Consider the following 19,060-nt stretch of genomic DNA (forward strand, 5'->3'; position numbering starts at 1 on the left):
GATCCAGTTGCTTACACAAACAACTATGTCTTGAAAGGTATCAACCTCAAACTGATCTTCCCAACAACGGTTAAGAAAGACATCAAGGATGCTAGCAAGTACGATAACAAAGCTTATCAAATTGATTTTACTGGTATCCATGATACAAACCTTGTAACCAACAACATTCCGAAGATCAATCCGAAGAAAGATGTTGTAGCAACTGTTGAAGATGGTCAAAAAGACCAGAATTCATTGAGTGGTAAGACAGTTAAGGTTGGACAAGTTTACAACTTTGAATTGGAAACCTCTTACTTGCCAGCTAACCGTGGTCAAGCGATTGAAAAGATGGAAGTGAAGGACACTTACTCTCCATTAGTAGAATACAACGGTGTTCACAAATGGTTTGCGAAGACAGACCTTCTCTTGAAAGACGGTACAAGATTAGCTAAAGGTACTGACTTGACGCAATATGTCAGCCAAACGATTGATCACAAGTCAAGAACAGTTGTGTATTCATTCTCTAGTGACTTCTTGAGCAAGATTTCAGATAATAGTGAATTCCAAGCTACAGGTTACATGCAAGTGAAACAACTGAATACTGGTACCGTGAAGAACACCTTTACTGAAATTATCAACAATGTTGAACGTGATTCTAATACGGTAACAGTAGACTCACCTCAAGATTATGGTGATGTTGTGGTTCACTATGTAGATGAATCTGGTAAGAAAATTAAAGAAGATGTAACGGATACTTCTCATTCTAAGGTTGGTGAAAACTACGATACAACAGACCACAAGACGACAGCGATTAAGTCTGGTGATAAAGTGTACAACCTTGTTCCTGAAAAGACAAAAGGTAATGAAAAAGGTAAAGTTACAAAAGGCGTTACCGAAGTTACTTATGTCTACAAGGAAGTGAAAGCAGAGCCGACTAAGAAAGGTACAAATGCCAAAGGTGAAGATGTCAATGGTAAGACAATGTTGGCTGGTTCAACAGAAATCTACACTATCAACATCGACAACGACCAATACAAAGGTCTTACAGGCGTAACCGAAAAAGACAAGCAAGCTGGCTTGATGTTGGTTGAAAAATACTCTGGTAAGTATGTCACTCCTAACTTGGCTGGTGTTCGTGTAACAACAGAAGACGGTAAGGTACAAAGTGGCTTCACAACCAAGATTTACAAATCTCTAGCAGAAGCTCCACAAAAAGTTCAAGATTACATCAAGGCAAAAGGATTGCAAATCGATGGTGAATTTGCCGTAACCACTTCAGACGATCCAGTTGCTTACACAAACAACTATGTCTTGAAAGGTATCAACCTCAAACTGATCTTCCCAACAACGGTTAAGAAAGACATCAAGGATGCTAGCAAGTACGATAACAAAGCTTATCAAATTGATTTTACTGGTATCCATGATACAAACCTTGTAACCAACAACATTCCGAAGATCAATCCGAAGAAAGATGTTGTAGCAACTGTTGAAGATGGTCAAAAAGACCAGAATTCATTGAGTGGTAAGACAGTTAAGGTTGGACAAGTTTACAACTTTGAATTGGAAACCTCTTACTTGCCAGCTAACCGTGGTCAAGCGATTGAAAAGATGGAAGTGAAGGACACTTACTCTCCATTAGTAGAATACAACGGTGTTTACAAATGGTTTGCGAAGACAGATATTCTTCTTAAGAATGGTCAAAAGATTGCCAAGGGTACAGATTTGACGAAGTTTGTCAACCAAACTGTTGATCATAAGACAAGAACGGTTGTGTACTCATTCTCTAGCGCCTTCTTGAACAGTATTTCAGATAATAGTGAATTCCAAGCTACAGGTTACATGCAAGTGAAACAACTTGACTATGGTACTGTGAAGAATACCTTTACTGAAATTATCAATGGTGTTGAAAGAAATTCTAATACGGTAACAGTGGTAACGCCAGACAAGCCTAAGACTCCTGACAAACCACAAACACCGCCAGAAACTCCTAAGACACCTGAAAAACCGCAAACACCTCCTACACCAACACCTACTCCAGTAGTGCCAACTACTCCAAAACAACCTGTAACTCCACAAGTAACCTTGCCTTCAACAGGTGAAGCTACAAATGATGGTGCAGCATTGGTAGGATTAGCGTTTGCTGCTACAGCATTGTCAATGCTTGGCTTCAAGAAACGTAAAGAGGAAGAATAAGTCCCTAACGATGATTATCCTAACTCTTGCTAGGCATAGCGACAAAAAGAGGTTGAGACCGAGTCTCAACCTCTTTGTTATAATATAATAATGTCGTTGTTGATTGTGTATTTGGATATATGATCAATAAGTCAAAAATGTTTCATTTTGCATCTATTTTAAAATTTAAGTCAATCCTTTTCAGATTGAAAGGAGGACAAAAGAGGCTGGGACAAAAGTCCGACCCCAAATATAAAAAGCGAACAAAACTAGTTTTCTGGTAATCAGAATTCTGCTTTGTTCGCTTTTCGCATTTAATTATAGATTTGAAGGGCTTAATAATTAAGAATTTTATTTTTAAAAATTGAAATCTTTTTGTCTCAAACTTTTTAATATTATTGAAAATTGTTACTATCCGAGGCTGTCAATGGTTGCATTGATAATTTTAATGGATTCTTTTGTGTAATCTTTTTTTTGTTGTTGTCTTTCAGATTTTGTCATGGGACGTGGCTTTACTACTGGGTCTGGTTTTACGATAGGTTTTTGTTGTTTAACCTTCGTTTCAGCGGTAGGTGCTGGTTGGACAATTGGTGCGGGCTCAGGTTCTGGTTCTGGTTCTGTCTTTACATCAACGACTGCCTCTTCAACAACGGGCTGTACCTCTTCAGAAATGTCTTCTGAAGGTTGCTTTTCTCCCCATTCTTTGCGTGCATCTAGCTCTCGAATGACAAATGCTTTTCCACGATATTCTTTTGGAACAATGGTTGCGATTTGCTCGTCTGTGAAAAGTTCAGCTTCGTCAATGTCTACAACGTCCCAGACAATCTCACCGTTAGAATTACGGACATAGTAGCCGTTTTCATCTTTTTGTCCAGCCAAGAAACTAGATACGCCAATGATTTCTGTAACGTTGACATAACGCATGCCGGTATCAACGTCCCAAACACCTGAAAATACAGCTTCAAACAGTGCTTTGTATTGTTCTTCTGAATCTAATGAGAAGCCATTGATCGTTTTCATGGCATTAGCGCTATAAGCTCTTGATAGCACTTCAAGTTTCTTTTTGTAAGTATCAAATGATTTGTTTTTTAAGAAGCGATCTTGCTCTAGTGTTAAAACGGGTTTATCTATTTCTGACATGATTGTAGACTCCTATTCATTATTATTGATATTAAAGTTTAAGGTGATCAGCATTAGTTTTGGCTGAGTGATTTTAAATAATTTACGAGCTAGTGAAATTTTGAAAATACCGATGATATTTCCTTTTGCATCTTGCCTAAAATTTTTTCCGACAACTTCTACATTTTCTTTGTGACCGTCCTTGACTGCTTCACGGACAGCTTCTAACATCGAGTCTTTTATCTCTTCAATATTTGAATACTCACTGTAAAAAGAGACAGAGTGATGTTTTTTAAAGACAGCACGGTAAATCATTTTTCTATAAAATTTTTTATAAATAATGGCAATCAAAAATGGTATGGCTAAGCAGATATCAACGACTGGATTTTTTAAATAATCAAATAGTTGATTGTCAAAGTAGCTAATGACTGCTAAGTAACCAAGCGCGGATAGGATTTTAAAATAATTGCTGGCGATTACGATGTCTTCGGAACTATTTGCCACTAAAAATCCAACCAATATGTAGATGAAAGAAGCAATTAAAGCTGCAATGTGGATATAGTCTAGCGGTATATTGAGAATATTATATGTTAAGAGTAGGAGAGCTGTGCCGGCAACGAACACAATTCCTACGAAATAAATCAGTTCAGCTAACCACTTCAGCAAGACTAGAAAGACTAACGGTGTGTCTTTTTTCTTTTTTGACATTTTAATCCTTTCTATTCTTTGTTTATTTTTAAGGATAGCCAGACACTAACTTTCCTCATACAAGTACTTTTGTATTATTATATATATATTACCAAAATTTCACAAATAATACAATAAAATTCAGATATTCTACAAGCGAAAATCCTTATTATTTCTATGTTTTCTTTCGTTTTGAGATGCAGTTGCAACAAGTGAAAGAAGATGTAGCTAATAGAGGCAGCTGGAACAAAAGAGCTTTTAGCTGCTTTTGTTTATGTAGTTATCATTACAAAGTGTGGTAGTTTGGAAAATCTCTGTTGCCTTTAATCCACTTAGAGTTTCCCAGGTATAATGGGAGTTGGTAGTCTCACTCCCCGCAGGGGTGATTAGATGCTCTTTCGCACTTGAAAAGCGAATGGTGTTGAGATTTGCTTTGCAAGCAACGTTAGCGATTTTTGCGCAAAGCAAGGTCGTACTTTGTGATAACTATATTGGGAGGAAAATATTTTTAAAAAAGTATTGACTTTGACCTAAGTGGAGGGTTTATAATGAGATTTGTAAGGAGGAAATGATGTATCAAATCAAAGAAGCTGCGCAGCTTTCAGGTGTTTCTGTCAAAACACTGCATCACTATGATAAAATAGGTTTGCTTGTGCCGCAAAAGTCTGAAAACGGATATCGCCTTTATAGTGAAGCAGATTTAGAGCGCCTGCAAATTATTTTATTTTACAAATATCTTGGATTTTCTTTAAAGAAAATAGCAGAGCTGCTAGGTCATGAAGGGCAGGAATTATTGCCTCACTTGAACAAGCAACTGCAGTTTTTGCAGCAGGAAAGGGAACATTTGGATACCTTGATTTCCACCTTACAAAAGACAATTCAAGCTCAAAAAGGAGAAAGAAAAATGACGACACAAGAAAAATTTGTTGGATTTACCTACGATGAGCATGCAAATTATTATCATCAAGCGGTTGAAACATACGGTCAAGAAGTAATGGACGAGTCTCGTGCACGACAAGTTGGCAAAGAAACTGAGGTGACGGAAGTATTTAACAAAGTTTTTAGCAATCTAGCTAACAATATGCAAAAAGGTCTAGCTGTGGAGGCACAAGAGAATTTATCAGAAGCCGAGCAGTTATTTCAAGCAATGAATACCTATGCCTTTGATTGTTCTCTGGAAGTTTTCGCTTTTATCGGAAAAGGCTATGTGGCAAATCCTGAATTTAAGAAAAATATTGACCAATTTGGAGTTGGAACAGCGCAATATGCAGCAGATGTTATTCAAGCATACGTTCACAAATAAAATAAAAAATAGGGCAAATGCTAGTGTTCTGCATGGTAGCATCTGCTCTATTTTTAGTATTCCACACTTCCGGCGACCCATCCAGTACAGAGAGCGACTGTAATATTAAATCCACCAGTATGAGCATTGATATCCAGCACTTCGCCAGCAAAATAAAGCCCAGAAACTAGTTTGCTTTCTAAAGTCTTGGGATTGATTTCCTTAAGATTGACACCGCCTTTGGTCACAAAAGATTTAGCTAGAGACATTTTGCCGGTAATAGGAATTGGTAGAGCTTTGAGCTGTTGAATGAGCTCTTCTTTTTCTTTTCCAGTCAATTGTTTGCCTTTTTCAGGGAATGGCTGCGCGAAAAACTCTGCCAGACGTTCAGGAAGTAATTGTTTGAGACTATTTTTGAGCGATTTTTCTCGGTTATTTTCTAAAAATGTTGCCAAATCTTCCGCAGAAAACTGTGGTAAGACATCTAAATAAATGGTTTCACCGCCTTTGAGGAAACTGGAGAGCCGCAATGCGGCAGGACCTGACAAGCCGAAGTGGGTAAAGAGCAAGTCGTGGGTAATGATGTATTTATTATAACGGAGGGTGACGTTGGCTAATGAAATCCCCTGTAAAGCCTTGTGTGGAAAATCTGTCAAAAGTGGGCTTTCTGCAGCTTCTAACTCTGTTATTGTATGGTTGAAATGGCGCGCAATCTCATAGCCAAAGCCAGTAGAGCCAGTTGAAGGATAAGATTTTCCACCTGTTGTGACAATCAATCGATCGCAGCTCCAAATGCGCTCACTTGACTTGATGATAAAGCAATCCGCATTTTTCTTTACAGAAACTACTTCCGTCTGGGTCATGATGGTGACGCCTAGCTCCTTCATTTTCCGTTCTAATGCTTCAATAATTGTAAAAGATTTGTCTGTTGTTGGGAAAACGCGCCCGTGATCCTCTACTTTGAGTGCAACACCATTGTCAGTGAAAAAATTCATAATGTCATGATTGTCAAACTGGGAAAAGACGCTGTAGAGAAAGCGCCCATTTCCTGGTATGCCAGCTAATAAATCCTCTAAAGTGCCGTTATTCGTCACATTGCAGCGTCCGCCACCAGTTCCAGCGAGCTTCTTACCCAAGCGTTTATTTTTTTCTAAGAGCAGTGTCTTTTGTCCATGAAAGGAGCTGGAAATAGCAGCCATCATACCAGCTGGTCCTCCGCCTATCACGATTGTATCAAAATGGTTCATTGTGCTTCTTTCTTTAAATGAATATGTCAAATTTATTGTATCATAAATGTGATGAAATTCCTTGAAATCCAGAGCGAATTTGACAGTTAAGCCTTGATATGATAAGATTTAGGTATATATCTAGAAAAAGTTTCAGAGGAAATTATGGCAATTGAAAAGACAGTCAGCGAGCTAGCCGAGATTTTAGGGATTAGCCGTCAGGCGATGAACAATCGGGTCAAAACTCTTGCGCCCGAAGATACCGACAAGAATGAAAAAGGGGTCACCGTTGTGACGCGCAGCGGTTTGATAAAGCTGGAAGAAATTTACAAAAAGACGATTTTTGAAGATGAACCGGTCAGCGAAGATGTCAAGCAACGTGAGCTCATGGAAATTTTGGTAGATGAGAAAAATGCAGAAATTGTGCGTTTGTATGACCAGTTAAAAGCAAAAGATGCTCAATTAGCTAAAAAAGATGAGCAATTGCGCGTGAAAGATGTGCAAATTGCTGAAAAAGACAAGCAATTAGACCAGCAGCAGCAATTGACTGCTAAGGCCATGAGTGAGCGTGAAACTTTGCTATTAGAATTGGACGAAGCTAAAGAAAAAGTGCAAGCACAAGAGCAGAAAGGTTTTTTTGCAAGATTGTTTGGACGATAGAGAGAATCTCGGTTGAAGAAACTGAGATTTTTTTATAGAATGAAAGATGTGATGAAAGAAAAAGTCACAAAAAATATCAATATTCTTGCTTCTTTTTGCGGGAAGCGAGATTTACCAGAATTAACACAGAAAGCTTTAGAAGATAAATATAGCCTAAAACAGGCTGATGTCAGGGTGCTGTTTGGTGGAAGTATTCTAGTGGGTGGAGATATTCTAGCGCAGGCTATATTCGCGAATATCGCAAAGATTTATGTGATTGTTGGTGGTGCGGGGCATACGACTGATACTTTGCGCCCAAGTAGTCGCTAAAGAGTATCCGAAAATAGAAACACAAACTTTGTCAGAGGCAGAAATTTTCAATGCTTACTTGAAAGAAAAGTATAATGTAACGGCTGATTATCTGGAATGTCACTCAACCAATTGTGGGAACAACATCACTTATTTATTGGATTTGTTGGAGCACGAAAAGATTAATTTTCAATCTATTATTCTTTGTCAAGATGCAACCATGCAAGCACGTATGAACGCAGGGCTTAGAAAGCACCTCTCTAAGGAAAAGAAAATTATCAATTTTGCTGCATATCATGCGGAAGTGGTAGTAAAAGAAGGACAGTTCGGTTTTAAACAGCAGATTCATGGCATGTGGGAAATGGAGCGTTATATCAGTTTGTTAATGGGAGAAATTCCCCGTTTAACAGACAATGCAGCTGGATACGGGCCAAAAGGAAAGAACTACATTGCGCATGTGGAGATTCCGACAGAGGTCAGAATAGTTTTTGAAGCATTAAAACAAGATTATGCTGACTTAATCCGTCTAGCAAATCCTCTCTATGCTTCAGTTGATGAAAAATAAATTAAAGGAGAATGATGAAACAACAGCGTTTAGGTTTTCAAAAACTCTATCAAAATCTTGATAAAATTCTATTTTTGTTTTTTATTATTTTTATGATAACAGAATATGCTTGGTTGCCTTTTAATTCGTGGGCGGCAGGTACTTTGCTTCGTCAGACGGGTTATCAATTTCTGTCGTATAACAATGTAGTTGGAGTGTTGTCTAGTCATCCTCTAGTTACTCTGGCTTTGATCCTCTTGTTTTTAGCCAATCTGTTGGTCGCTTATGTTCAAATCACACTTCTTTTTTTAGGAGCGCACAATCTATTGACTCAAGACAAGCGAACCCTTTTGAAGTTTACCAAGAAGACCATGGCAGACAGTTTGCTCACCTTAAAGCAGGCACGTCCTAGTAAAATCTTGTTTGTCTTGCTCTACATCGCTCTGCTCTTTCCTTTTCTCCGAAAAATCCTCAAAATTTACTACCTAAACAAGATTTTAGTTCCAAATTTTATCTTAACTTATTTGAAAGAGACGTATTTTTGGGGTGCTGTCGTCCTGCCCCTACTTGTATGGCTGATGTTATTGATTGCGGTCAAGCTGATGTTTGCCTTGCCCAAAATCTTTTTTGAAAATTCTTCCGTAAGAGAAGCGGTGCGGTTCAGCTTAGAAAAGACCAAAAAACGAACTTTCTTTTATTCTTGGCAGTTGTTTTGGATTGTGACCAAGACTTTTCTTTTCTTTTTTGGAATGGCTCTTCCTCTCTTTCTTTTACAGCATGTTGCAGACGGTCATTCCAATCAAGTGGCAACGATTGCTGGTGTGATGAATTATGTGTTGCTGAAGAATGCTCACTATCTGATGTTGAGCTATTTCTTGATTAAATTTGTTTCTTTTCTGACTGAGCAAGGTTTGGCGGATTGTCCGCGGCGGAAGTTCGATCGCGTTTTGCGCTGGCTTGTGATTTCCATTGCTTCTGTATTCTTTGCTGTGGAAGGTTATATGTATCTCATTTTTCCATTGGAAACGGTTCCTGTTACGATTTCTCACCGAGGAGTGTCGCAGGAAAATGGTGTACAAAATACGATTCAGTCATTGGAAAAGACCGCTTTGCTGAAGCCAGATTACATAGAAATGGATGTGCAAGAGACAAAAGATGGTCAATTTGTCATGATGCACGATGCTAATCTTTTAAATTTGGCAGGTGTCAATGCAAGTCCACGGGAGTTGACCTTGGCAGAACTAACTGATTTAGATGTTTCAGAAAATGGCTATCGGACAAAAATTTCCAGTTTTGATGCGTATCTCAACCGTGCCAACGAATTGGGGCAGCGGTTGCTCATTGAAATCAAAACCAGCAAAAAAGATTCTTCGGATATGATGGAGCGCTTTTTGAAAAAATATGGCCCAACGATTAAAAAGTACGGTCATCAAATGCACTCATTGGACTATCGCGTGATTGAAAAGGTTGTGAAATACGATGCTAGCATTAAAAGCTTTTTTATCCTGCCTTATAATACAATCTTCCCACGAACCAAAGCTAGTGGTTATACTATGGAATACTCCACACTAGATGAAAACTTTGTTTCTAAGTTGTGGCAAGCAGATAAATTGCTCTATGATTGGACGGTCAACGATGTAAACAGCATTGCAAAATCTTTCCGCTTGAATGTTGACGGTATCATAACGGATGATGTTCAACTGGTGCAAAGTTCCATTAAAGAGCTGAAAGACAATCCAAAATATACAGACTTACTCCTTAATAAAGCCTTTGATTTCTTTAATTTTACATAAAATAGCCCCCTCTTAGCAATGAACTAGGAGGGGGTGAGTTTTTTGAGATTTGTTTTAAAACGGCATTTTGCCTGCAAAGGCACCTAATTTTTTCTTAGTTGCGGCATCAATTTCTACGAGGGCAGCGTTGATAGCTTGGGTTGTCATGTCAGATAAAGTTTCTAAGTCTTCTGGGTCGACAACAGCTTCTTGGAAGTCGATTTTGACGACTTTTTTGTCACCTGTAAGAGTTGCGACCACGAGATCTTGAGCGGATTTGCCAACAAATTCTGTCGCCGCAAGCTCGGCTTGCCCTTTTTCCATTTGTTTTTGCAATTTTTGTGCTTGTTTCATCATCGATTGCATATTCATCATTGTTTTGGTTCTCCTTAATTATAATTGCTCTTTTATTATAACATGTTTTCGGATGATAGCAAAATTGTAATTGATTGTAAAATAATTTGTTTTCTAGTATCATTGAACTGATGAGATGATGAAATTAGCTAAAAACAAAGATATGACTTTTTCAAGTTTTTTGATTCAAGTTAAGAAATTTATTTTAAAAATGTGAGGAAATAGAGCAGAAGCAGAGAAAGGTTTAAAATACACTTATGAATAATAATTTAGAAAATCAAGAAGATACAATTCGAGTGGACAGAGATCATTGAGAGGTTTGAGAAATTTATTATTTTTATCTTTTACTTTTTTAAAATTTAGATCTTTGGTGAATATATAGTTTATAGTTAATTTTTCAAAGGAAGGATTTATTATGAAGAAAAATAACGATAATTCATCTGTTGTTATTAAAGAAATTACATTTAATGATGGAAATAAATGGAAATTTAATAAAGACGATATAGTATTATTAGTTGGTCCCAATAATGTGGGTAAAAGCCGTACATTAAAAGATTTGAGAGAAGATTTGAATGACACATCAAAAATCAAAGTGTTAGTTAAAGAAGTCACTTATGAAACAACGGGATTTTCTGAAGAACAATTGAGAGATTATTTTGAGAGAAATTATGTTAAGGATAGTCATGGTAGTTATAATGTGATGATAGAAGAAAATGTCTACCATTCTTTTAATGATTTTAACTTTACTAATATTTTGGATGAAAAACAGTTTTATAAAGCATTATTTTCATTTTTATCAACTGAAAACCGTTTAGGTCTTACAAGACCAATTAAATTTAATTCAATTGTTGATAATCAAAATTTAAATATTATGAGAAAACTTGATATTGATTCGGAGTCAATTAGCAAATTAAACCAAGCTTTAGATTCAGGTTTTCAAAAATCTGTTGAAGTACATGAAGACTACCTAGATGGTAATATGACAAAAAAATATAAAATTGGTGAAAGTATTGAGATTTGTAATGTTATTAAATCTAATAAACGTGATAACTTAAATAAATTGAAACAATTTGAAGATTTACATAACCAAGGAGATGGGATAAGAAATGCAGTTGCAGTTTTAGCATCTATTATTGTGAATGAACATTCATTATTCTTAATTGATGAACCTGAAACTTTTTTGCATCCGCCTCAAGCAAGGGTGCTGGGAAAAAATATAGTTAGGTTGTCTGAAGGTAAACAATTATTTATTTCGACACATAATATTGATTTTATTAGAGGTGTTCTAGAAGAGGCTTCTTCAAGGGTGAAAATAATAAAAATAGATAGATATGATAACAATAATACATTTAACTTGGTTAACAATGATAGCATCAGTAATATTTCCAGTGATAAAAATTTGAAGTATACAAATATTCTCAATGGGTTATTTTATAATCAGGTTGTATTGTGTGAGAACGAAAGTGATTGTAAGTTTTATTCTGCAATATTGGAATATGAAGATTTAACAACTTATCAAAATACATTATTTTGTGCAGTTGGAGGAAAGGAGCAGTTTAAAAAAATAGTACCTTTATTAAAGAGACTAAATATTAATTATAAGATTATTGCTGATATTGATTTGATAAATAATATAGATAGCTTGAAACAACTGTTAAATTCAATCGAACTTCAGTGTTATAAAAGGATAGAAAAGCAACATAAGCAATTTTTAGAGAATTTTGAAAGAGAAATAGATTCTCAAGTCAAAACTCAAGAGCGGATAAAAACAGAAATTAATGAAGTGTTTGATGATGAGATGTATATGTCTACGAAAGTAGCAGAGCGGATAAAAACAATATTAAGAGATATCAGCAGTTTGAAACTTTTAAAATCTGGTGGAAAAAATATCATTCCGCAGGGAGATTGTATGGCTTTATTCAATGAAATAAAAGAATTCTTAATAGACTATAATATTTTTATTCTAGAGTGCGGAGAAATAGAGAGATTCGTGCCAGAGGTAAGCGGTCACGGGAATACTTGGGTTGAAAAAGTATTTACGAATTATGCAGATATTAGTACAGATGTTTATGACGAAGCAAGGAAATTCATTAGAACTGTTTTTATCCAATAGCAATAAAAGATTGCCCTCCAAGACATATCAGTTATAATTGGCAAATAATTTAACAAAATAAAAACCGTTTTACTTCATTACAAGTAAAGCGGTTTTTGAATTATCAAGAAGATACTGCCGTTGTCTATTTTTTGTCTTATTAGTATTGATTTAAGTGATTTTAGTTTGATTTAGTAAATTAAGAAAGGACTTAAATCAACATTTCTGACGATTATCAGACTTAGAAAATCGTGGAACAAGTCTTGCATGTTCATCATTGTTTGGGTTCTCCTTAAAATTCGATAGTTATTATCTTATTTTATCATATCTGGCACATCTAAGCTAGAGTTTGCTAGGTCAATGGTCAAATGATAATCGGTATTATCACGGACGGTATGCTCAAAGTCGGTTATGTAGAGGACAAGGCGAAGTGTATCGCCTGTTTTCATTTTGTAAATGGTTGGCTGCAATTCAAAAGAAAATTCTAACCATTGGTCTGGTGTGACTTCTTCAACTGTTAGCAAATCGTTGCGGTTTTGCAGATTGAGAAATCCTTTGGTGATGACGCGGTGAGGTGTCTCTTTGAAAGGTAATTCCATTAAATGATCCAGCATATAAAAGCGACCATTGTCCATGACTTTTGGTGCAAGGACGCCAGGAATTGGGGTGAGGCGTTTAGCTTGTCCAAGATCTAATAGCTGTGCAGAAATCAAGCCTTTATCGGTACTGGATTTTAGGCGCAGATTGAGCTTAGCGGGACCGTTAAGGAAAAGGTCTTTTTCTAAGGTGAAGTCAACGGTCACTTGATTGACTTTTCCATCAAAGAGTTCATTTTTGAAGGTTTGATAGGTCTTGCTGAAACGCTTGTAGTCCGTCTCAGAGTAAGCATTTTGAATATCTTGAGTAGTACTACCTAGATTGAAATGAGTGTAGTGCTCTTGATTGTCGAAATTCTTTAGTGACAACCAGCTTTGTGCTTGACTATTGTCTTGCCAGATCACAGTCGGCAATTCAAAGTGGGAATTGTAGCCCAGCAGTTTCTTGCTGAGAAGTGCATTCATAGATTCACGAAAGTCAATGGATTGCCAATTGTTCATGTAAACGTGAGCGCCGTTGTGGAAAAACAGATGTTTCTTGATCTGTTCTGGTAGCGCGTGGAACAGATTGTACACATTGAGTGGCTTGACATTCCAGTCTTGGGAGCCATGAGTGAAGACGACTTCGGCTTTGACCTTGTGTGCGTGAATCAGATAGTTGCGGTCATGCCAAAATTGATTATAATCACCCGTTTCGCGCTCCAAATTTGCTTTTAATGTTTTGAGGCTCTTTTGATACTCGGCATTGTGACGAAGACGTTCGCCCGCTAGAAGATTGCGTGAGTAAGTTAATTCTGTCAAAGAGTCAAAATCTTCACCAGGATAGCCGCCGGGGCTTGTCACTAAGCCATTTTCACGATAGTAATTGTACCAAGAAGAAATTCCAGCTTCAGCAATAATGACCTCAAGACCATCTACGCCAGTTGTAGCTAGCCCATTTGACAGAGTTCCGAGGTAAGAGATTCCTGTTGTAACAACCTTTCCATTGGACCAAGTGGCTTTGATTTCTCGTTGTCTGGTATGGTCTGTGAAAGCACGACAGCGACCATTTAACCAATCAATAACGTTTTTATAGGCTTCAATTTGATAATAATCTCCGCTCGTCATAAGCCCCTCAGAGTCCTTGGTTCCCACACCTGATACATATAAATTAGCAAAACCACGAGGAAGAAGGTAGTCATTGAGTGTATAAGTTCCAATATGACCGAGTGTTTCTTCTGCTTGCTCCACCAATACTGCTTGACCTTGTGGTTCAACCAAGCAAACTTCAGAGTCATGGACGGTGATTTTTCCGGCCTCTTTTTTAACCAAATTCACATTCATGTTATAAAGTGCTTTGTCGCTGGCTTTGTCGTTGGTTCCTTGGTGATAAGGGCTAGCAGTCATGACAGCAGGAATTTGTCCATCAAAATGAGGACGAATGATGCTGACCTTAATCAAATCAGGCAGCCCATCTTCGTCGGTATCCACGCGCGATTCCACATAGACCACTTCGCGGATAGCATTATGGCTAGTAAAGGTCGCAAGACTTTTACCATTGAAATAGTGGTAGGTATTGTCTTCAGGGATCAAGCCTTCGCTTACCAACTTATCAATCAAGAGATTGCCGTTTTTGGTGCGTGTGTTGAGCAATTGATAGAGGTTTTCGAGCAAATTTCCATAGGTAATGGGAAAGTTTACGTCCTTGCGGAATGTTTCTACATCGTCAAAGTCAACAAAGGGCACAAATCCCAGCAATTGAAAAATAATGGTATAAAAAATCTCTGCTGTTAATTCCTGATTGGACGTAAAAAAGCTGAGTAAGTCTGTATTTGAATTGGCAACCAAAGACTTTAAAGCATAGTCTGTATTTTTATAATTAAAAAAAGTTCTACGTACAAAAGTCTCTAAATTTTCTTTATCAGAATACTCTGGGTGGAAAGAAAATCCAATGCTTTCCATTTCAGCCAGCATTTTTTTGTTTGTTTCTGGTGTATAACTATACTGATTATAGCGCATATTTTTACTCCTTTTTTACACTTTGTCAAAAAATAACCTTTACATTATCCATTGTAACTGATAAAATAGGATTTGTCTAAAATTTTTTTAATTAAAGAGGAGAATAAAAATGGATGTCACATGGACTGTGAAATATATCACAGAATTTCTTGGAACGGCAATTCTCATTATTTTGGGGAACGGGGCTGTTGCCAACGTTGAATTAAAGGGAACAAAGGGTCATCAAAGTGGCTGGTTGGTGATTGCAGTTGGTTATGGTATGGGGGTTATGATTCCTGCTCTTATGTTTGGAAATGTATCAGGGAATCATATCAATCCTGCATTCACACTAGGACTTGCGATTAGCGGATACTTCCCTTGGGCACAAGTTGCGCCTTACATTATTGCACAATTATTGGGAGCGATATTTGGACAAGCGTTAGTAGTAGCAAGTCACCGCCCTTACTATTTGCAAACAACAAATTCTAATGCGATTTTGGGATCATTCTCAACTATTGTAAATACGGATGACGGAAGCAAGAAATCACATGCTGCTTCTATGATAAATGGCTTTGTCAATGAATTTATTGGTTCATTTATCTTGTTCTTTGCAGCAATGGCGATGACCAAAAACTATTTTGGTGCAGAAGTTGTTAAATATGCTGCTACTCGTGGAGTGGATGCTACTCAAATTCAAGGAAAAGTTGCAATTGGTTCTCACATCAATGCCGGACTTGCTGTTGCCCATTTAGCACTTGGTTTCCTTGTCATGGCATTGGTAACATCACTTGGTGGTCCTACAGGTCCAGGTCTAAACCCTGCACGTGACTTAGGTCCACGTATTCTTCATTTCCTTCTTCCAAAATCAGTTCTTGGTGAGCACAAAGGAGATTCAAAATGGTGGTATGCTTGGGTGCCAGTCGTATCTCCAATTCTTGCCGGTATTGCTGCAGTAGCACTTTACAAGATAATTTATGGATAAGTTGTTAACAAAAAAGAAACGGTTCGTTACGAGCCGTTTTTTGATAACGAAGAGATAAGATTGAGCGAAAAAATAGATAAGTGACTAGACGCTTACCAAGATAAAATGCTATACTAAAGAGTAAGGATAACAACAGTAATGGGAGTGAGACAGCAAAACGGATTTTTTGCAAAGTAGCAATTTTTGTCTCATTCCTACCTTTTATTTGGGAGAGATGAAATGGAATTAGATAGATTAAGTGGGAGACGGACTCTATTGTTTGGTATTTTGGCGATTATTTTTGGCGTTATTATTATTGAAAACGGTGTTGATTTTACAAAATTTGCCCTAGATTTATTGGTCATTTACTTTTTATTTGTAGGAGTTATCAATCTTTTTTTCCGTTTCTTAGTGAAGAAAAATCGTATCAGTCTTGGTTCTGCCCTCCTCCATGTTTTGGTGGGGCTGGTTGTTGGCTTTCTTAACCGTGCCAGCAATCTGCCAGTCAATATTGTCATTATTATATTGGGCTGCTATCAGTTGTGTACGGCGGCAGTCTATGGCATTACTTATCTTCTTTATCGGCAGAATAAGTTAAAAGGTGGTTTTCGTTATCTTTTTGATACCTTGCTCTATGGTGGGATTGGACTGACAACTGTCTTTTCTCCTAGCACGGATGGTAGGATGCAATTTTTGATTGTTGGTATTTATCTGATATTACTAGGCTTTTCTAACGTTCGAGACGGTCTTATGTTCAACACCGATGTGGAACAAAAGCAGCTTCGGCGCCGTATTCGAATCAACCTGCCTGTCATTATCGCTGCCTTTTTCCCAGCAGAGCAACTGAATCGTTTTAATCGTTTTTTGCAGGGCGAAAAACGAGAACACCAAAAGGTTTACAGCCGTATTCGAGATGAACAAAAGCTAGTTGACTTAGAGGTGCTAATCCATACGTCAGACCAGAATCTTTTTGGGATGATTGGACACGTTGATATTTGCTATAAAGGAAAAGTTATTTCCTATGGTAGTTATGATGTTTTTTCAGAGCGCTTGTTTGGCACGATCGGAGACGGTGTTTTGTTTAAAGTGGATAAAGACGCTTATATTGATTTGTGCAAAGAAGAAAGCAAAAAAACCTTGTTTGGTTATGGGTTATCTTTGACAGATGAGCAAAAGCTAGCTGTGGAGAAACGGTTGGCTGAGATTGATGAGTTGTTGGAAGTGTGGGATCCACCGGCGAATTTGAAAGATGGTAAGCGCACGTATGCTTATAAATTGAAGCATGAGTTGAATGCTCGTTTATATAAGTTTAAAACAAGTCGTTTTAAGACTTATTTTATCCTGTCTACTAATTGTTGTCTGCTAGCCGATAGCATTATCGGACAGGCTGGAACAGCCATTTTAGATATGCGTGGGATTATTGCGCCGGGAACTTATCAGTCTTACCTTCAATATGAATTTGAGTCGGCAAATGAGCTGGTAGTGGCACAAAATATTTATCAGTAATAGCACAATTTTTTCTATTTTTACATAAATATTTGTAAAATACACAAAAATTATTTAAAATAGAAAGGCTTGGAGGAATTTATGTGTTCGACAAATAAAATTGTAAATACGATACCAGTATTAAAAATCAATAATCGAAAAAACAATCTTGCCTTTTATTGTCAAACTTTAGGAATGAAAAATTTGCTAGAGGAAGGAGCTTTTGTCAGCCTTGGAGATCAGACAAAAGTTGAAAAATTGCAGCTAGAGGAGTCGCCCAGTATGCGCACTCGCAAAGTTGTTGGGACTAAGAAATTAGCGAAAATTGTTATTAAAGTAGCCGATTCACGAGAAATTGAAGCACTTTTAGCGCGTGGCAGCAAAGTTGATTATCTTTACCAAGGTGATAATGGCTATGCTTTTGAAGCAACTTCGCCGGAAGGAGATACGTTTTTACTGCATAGCGAGGAAGATTGGACAACCTTGCAGAGAGTGATGATTGCACCAGCATTTGCGCCACTAGAGGATTTTGTTGGGCTCAGTCAATTTACTATAGAGCAGATTCATATCAATGCTCCAGATAAGGAAAAAGCAGTCACTTTTTATCAGGAATGGCTAGGAAATCAGTCTATTCTAACATTCTCACCAGCAAGCGGACCAGATTTGCTGACGGAGAGTACTCAAACTTGGGATTTGGCAATGATTAAATTTACAGTTGAGCAATTCGATGTGGAAGCATTGCGTGATTTATTTCAAGGAAGAGAAAATTTTATACCTAAATCGGGCAAATTTTTCCTGACCAAAGATGAGAGCCAAATTGAAGTTTGGATTGAAGCAGTATGAGTTCAAGCAAGATACTCTCAAAAGTCGGAGAACAGATAGCACAACAAATCTATCCTGGAGCTAGCTTAGCTTTGTATACTCGTGGAGAGTGGCAAGAATATTATCTTGGTGAGAGCAATCCTGAGCGAGGTGAGAAGACTCAAGCAGGACTGGTCTATGACTTAGCGAGTGTCAGTAAGGTTGTGGGTGTCGGAACGATTTTGGCTGTTCTATTCCATGAGGAAAAACTAGATTTAGATGCACCGCTAACACAATATTATCCCGCTTTTCATGACAATTCTGTCACGGTAGGTCAGTTGGCTACTCACACATCAGGGCTAGATCCCTTTATCCCCAATCGAGATGCACTCAATGCGGTCGAATTGAAAGAGGCGCTAAATCATTTGAAAGTGCTTGATAACAAGCATTTTCGTTATACTGATGTAAATTTTTTGTTGCTGGGTTTTATGGTAGAAGAAATTTTTCATTCTTCTTTGAGTGACATTTTTGAGCGGAAAATTTTTCAGCCTTGGGGTATGAAAGAAACAGCGTTTGGACCTGTTGCGCAAGCGGTGCCAACGGTTCGCGGTGTGAAGGAGGGAGTTGTACATGACCCCAAAGCGCATGTGTTGGGCAGACATGCTGGTAGTGCAGGCTTGTTTTCGACAGTTCGGGATTTGGAGCTCTTTTTGGAGCATTATTTACAGGATAACTTTGCAGCAACTTTGACAAAAGATTTCTCAAAGGAGATTGGAAAAACACGCAGTCTTGCTTGGGATTTAGACAAAGAGTGGTTGCAGCACACAGGCTATACTGGAACGTTTATTATGTTTAATCGTTTACAGCAGAAAGCGGTCATCTTCCTTTCCAACCGAACGTATGAGAAAGACGAACGTGCACAATGGATTTTAGACCGCAATGAGCTTATGGATTTGATTAAACAAAATCTGTAAAATGAAGACAGTTAGGATAAGAGCTGGATTTCCTGCTCTTTTTCGCTGTTTTAAAAGTTGAAATAAATTAGTTTGGAATATAAAAGGAATT

14 protein-coding genes and 1 pseudogene are annotated in these 19,060 nt (G+C 37.5%); 10 read left to right on the forward strand and 5 right to left on the reverse strand.

The window, feature by feature from the left end; all coding sequences use genetic code 11:
- Positions 1-2,172 (forward strand): SspB-related isopeptide-forming adhesin (locus IYQ91_RS09295; RefSeq protein WP_195673664.1); only part of this gene is annotated, 2,172 nt, incomplete at its 5' end.
- Between the two features lie 390 nt (positions 2,173-2,562).
- On the opposite strand, the gene IYQ91_RS09300 is transcribed toward IYQ91_RS09295, so the two are convergent.
- Together IYQ91_RS09300 and IYQ91_RS09305 are read right to left on the reverse strand one after the other, a co-directional pair.
- Entirely contained in the window at positions 2,563-3,291 is a 729-nt protein-coding gene (locus tag IYQ91_RS09300; RefSeq protein WP_003027132.1) for a hypothetical protein, read from the reverse strand.
- 12 nt (positions 3,292-3,303) lie between these two features.
- The gene (locus IYQ91_RS09305; protein ID WP_003027129.1) at positions 3,304-3,978 is read right to left on the reverse strand and encodes a hypothetical protein; all 675 of its coding nucleotides are present in this window, start codon (positions 3,976-3,978) and stop codon (positions 3,304-3,306) included.
- Between the two features lie 550 nt (positions 3,979-4,528).
- Between IYQ91_RS09305 and IYQ91_RS09310 the strand changes: the two genes are divergently transcribed.
- Positions 4,529-5,260 (forward strand): MerR family transcriptional regulator, encoded by a 732-nt coding sequence (locus tag IYQ91_RS09310; RefSeq protein ID WP_003027124.1) that lies wholly within the window; start codon positions 4,529-4,531, stop codon positions 5,258-5,260.
- Positions 5,261-5,313: 53 nt separating this feature from the next.
- On the opposite strand, the gene IYQ91_RS09315 is transcribed toward IYQ91_RS09310, so the two are convergent.
- Entirely contained in the window at positions 5,314-6,486 is a 1,173-nt protein-coding gene (locus IYQ91_RS09315; RefSeq protein WP_003027122.1) for an NAD(P)/FAD-dependent oxidoreductase, read from the reverse strand.
- 144 nt (positions 6,487-6,630) lie between these two features.
- On the opposite strand from IYQ91_RS09315, the gene IYQ91_RS09320 reads away from it, so the two are divergent.
- The 3 genes and pseudogenes from IYQ91_RS09320 to IYQ91_RS09330 all read left to right on the forward strand — a co-directional run bounded on the left by IYQ91_RS09320 (position 6,631) and on the right by IYQ91_RS09330 (position 9,750).
- The gene (locus IYQ91_RS09320; RefSeq protein WP_003027119.1) at positions 6,631-7,125 is read left to right on the forward strand and encodes a DUF536 domain-containing protein; all 495 of its coding nucleotides are present in this window, start codon (positions 6,631-6,633) and stop codon (positions 7,123-7,125) included.
- 39 nt (positions 7,126-7,164) lie between these two features.
- Positions 7,165-7,978 (forward strand): annotated as a pseudogene (locus IYQ91_RS09325) (YdcF family protein).
- Between the two features lie 14 nt (positions 7,979-7,992).
- Entirely contained in the window at positions 7,993-9,750 is a 1,758-nt protein-coding gene (locus IYQ91_RS09330; protein ID WP_003027111.1) for a glycerophosphoryl diester phosphodiesterase membrane domain-containing protein, read from the forward strand.
- Positions 9,751-9,804: 54 nt separating this feature from the next.
- On the opposite strand, the gene IYQ91_RS09335 is transcribed toward IYQ91_RS09330, so the two are convergent.
- Positions 9,805-10,104: a YbaB/EbfC family nucleoid-associated protein gene (locus tag IYQ91_RS09335; protein ID WP_003027109.1), complete on the reverse strand. Its 300-nt coding sequence runs from the start codon at positions 10,102-10,104 to the stop codon at positions 9,805-9,807.
- Between the two features lie 394 nt (positions 10,105-10,498).
- On the opposite strand from IYQ91_RS09335, the gene IYQ91_RS09340 reads away from it, so the two are divergent.
- A complete protein-coding gene (locus tag IYQ91_RS09340) occupies positions 10,499-12,196 on the forward strand; it encodes an ATP-dependent nuclease (RefSeq protein WP_003027106.1) in 1,698 nt (565 codons plus the stop codon).
- 293 nt (positions 12,197-12,489) lie between these two features.
- Here IYQ91_RS09340 and IYQ91_RS09345 read toward each other — a convergent pair whose 3' ends face one another.
- A complete protein-coding gene (locus IYQ91_RS09345) occupies positions 12,490-14,769 on the reverse strand; it encodes a Xaa-Pro dipeptidyl-peptidase (RefSeq protein ID WP_003027102.1) in 2,280 nt (759 codons plus the stop codon).
- Positions 14,770-14,878: 109 nt separating this feature from the next.
- Here IYQ91_RS09345 and gla point away from each other — a divergent pair, with 109 nt between their 5' ends.
- The 4 genes from gla (at position 14,879) to IYQ91_RS09365 (ending at position 18,969) form a co-directional block, all read left to right on the forward strand.
- A complete protein-coding gene (gene gla, locus IYQ91_RS09350) occupies positions 14,879-15,730 on the forward strand; it encodes an aquaglyceroporin Gla (RefSeq protein WP_003027099.1) in 852 nt (283 codons plus the stop codon).
- Between the two features lie 219 nt (positions 15,731-15,949).
- Positions 15,950-17,215, forward strand: coding sequence for a hypothetical protein (locus tag IYQ91_RS09355; protein ID WP_003027096.1), 1,266 nt, complete (start codon positions 15,950-15,952; stop codon positions 17,213-17,215).
- A gap of 81 nt (positions 17,216-17,296) precedes the next feature.
- Entirely contained in the window at positions 17,297-18,037 is a 741-nt protein-coding gene (locus IYQ91_RS09360) for a CppA N-terminal domain-containing protein (protein ID WP_003027094.1), read from the forward strand.
- Positions 18,034-18,969 carry a serine hydrolase domain-containing protein gene (locus IYQ91_RS09365; RefSeq protein WP_195673665.1) on the forward strand — a complete coding sequence of 312 codons (936 nt, stop codon included), beginning with the start codon at positions 18,034-18,036 and terminating at the stop codon, positions 18,967-18,969. Before IYQ91_RS09360 ends, IYQ91_RS09365 begins: the two co-directional genes overlap by 4 nt.
- Positions 18,970-19,060 lie beyond the last annotated feature (91 nt).

The sequence above is a fragment of the Streptococcus sp. HF-2466 genome (genome assembly GCF_015594645.1).
Taxonomy (GTDB): Bacteria; Bacillota; Bacilli; order Lactobacillales; family Streptococcaceae; genus Streptococcus; species Streptococcus anginosus.

Coding starts and splice junctions, on each gene's coding strand:
- IYQ91_RS09300 (WP_003027132.1), bottom strand. CDS start 3,291: ATGTCAGAAATAGATAAACCCGTTTTAACACTAGAGCAAGATCGCTTC.
- IYQ91_RS09305 (WP_003027129.1), bottom strand. CDS start 3,978: ATGTCAAAAAAGAAAAAAGACACACCGTTAGTCTTTCTAGTCTTGCTG.
- IYQ91_RS09310 (WP_003027124.1), top strand. CDS start 4,529: ATGTATCAAATCAAAGAAGCTGCGCAGCTTTCAGGTGTTTCTGTCAAA.
- IYQ91_RS09315 (WP_003027122.1), bottom strand. CDS start 6,486: ATGAACCATTTTGATACAATCGTGATAGGCGGAGGACCAGCTGGTATG.
- IYQ91_RS09320 (WP_003027119.1), top strand. CDS start 6,631: ATGGCAATTGAAAAGACAGTCAGCGAGCTAGCCGAGATTTTAGGGATT.
- IYQ91_RS09330 (WP_003027111.1), top strand. CDS start 7,993: ATGAAACAACAGCGTTTAGGTTTTCAAAAACTCTATCAAAATCTTGAT.
- IYQ91_RS09335 (WP_003027109.1), bottom strand. CDS start 10,104: ATGATGAATATGCAATCGATGATGAAACAAGCACAAAAATTGCAAAAA.
- IYQ91_RS09340 (WP_003027106.1), top strand. CDS start 10,499: ATGAAGAAAAATAACGATAATTCATCTGTTGTTATTAAAGAAATTACA.
- IYQ91_RS09345 (WP_003027102.1), bottom strand. CDS start 14,769: ATGCGCTATAATCAGTATAGTTATACACCAGAAACAAACAAAAAAATG.
- gla (WP_003027099.1), top strand. CDS start 14,879: ATGGATGTCACATGGACTGTGAAATATATCACAGAATTTCTTGGAACG.
- IYQ91_RS09355 (WP_003027096.1), top strand. CDS start 15,950: ATGGAATTAGATAGATTAAGTGGGAGACGGACTCTATTGTTTGGTATT.
- IYQ91_RS09360 (WP_003027094.1), top strand. CDS start 17,297: ATGTGTTCGACAAATAAAATTGTAAATACGATACCAGTATTAAAAATC.
- IYQ91_RS09365 (WP_195673665.1), top strand. CDS start 18,034: ATGAGTTCAAGCAAGATACTCTCAAAAGTCGGAGAACAGATAGCACAA.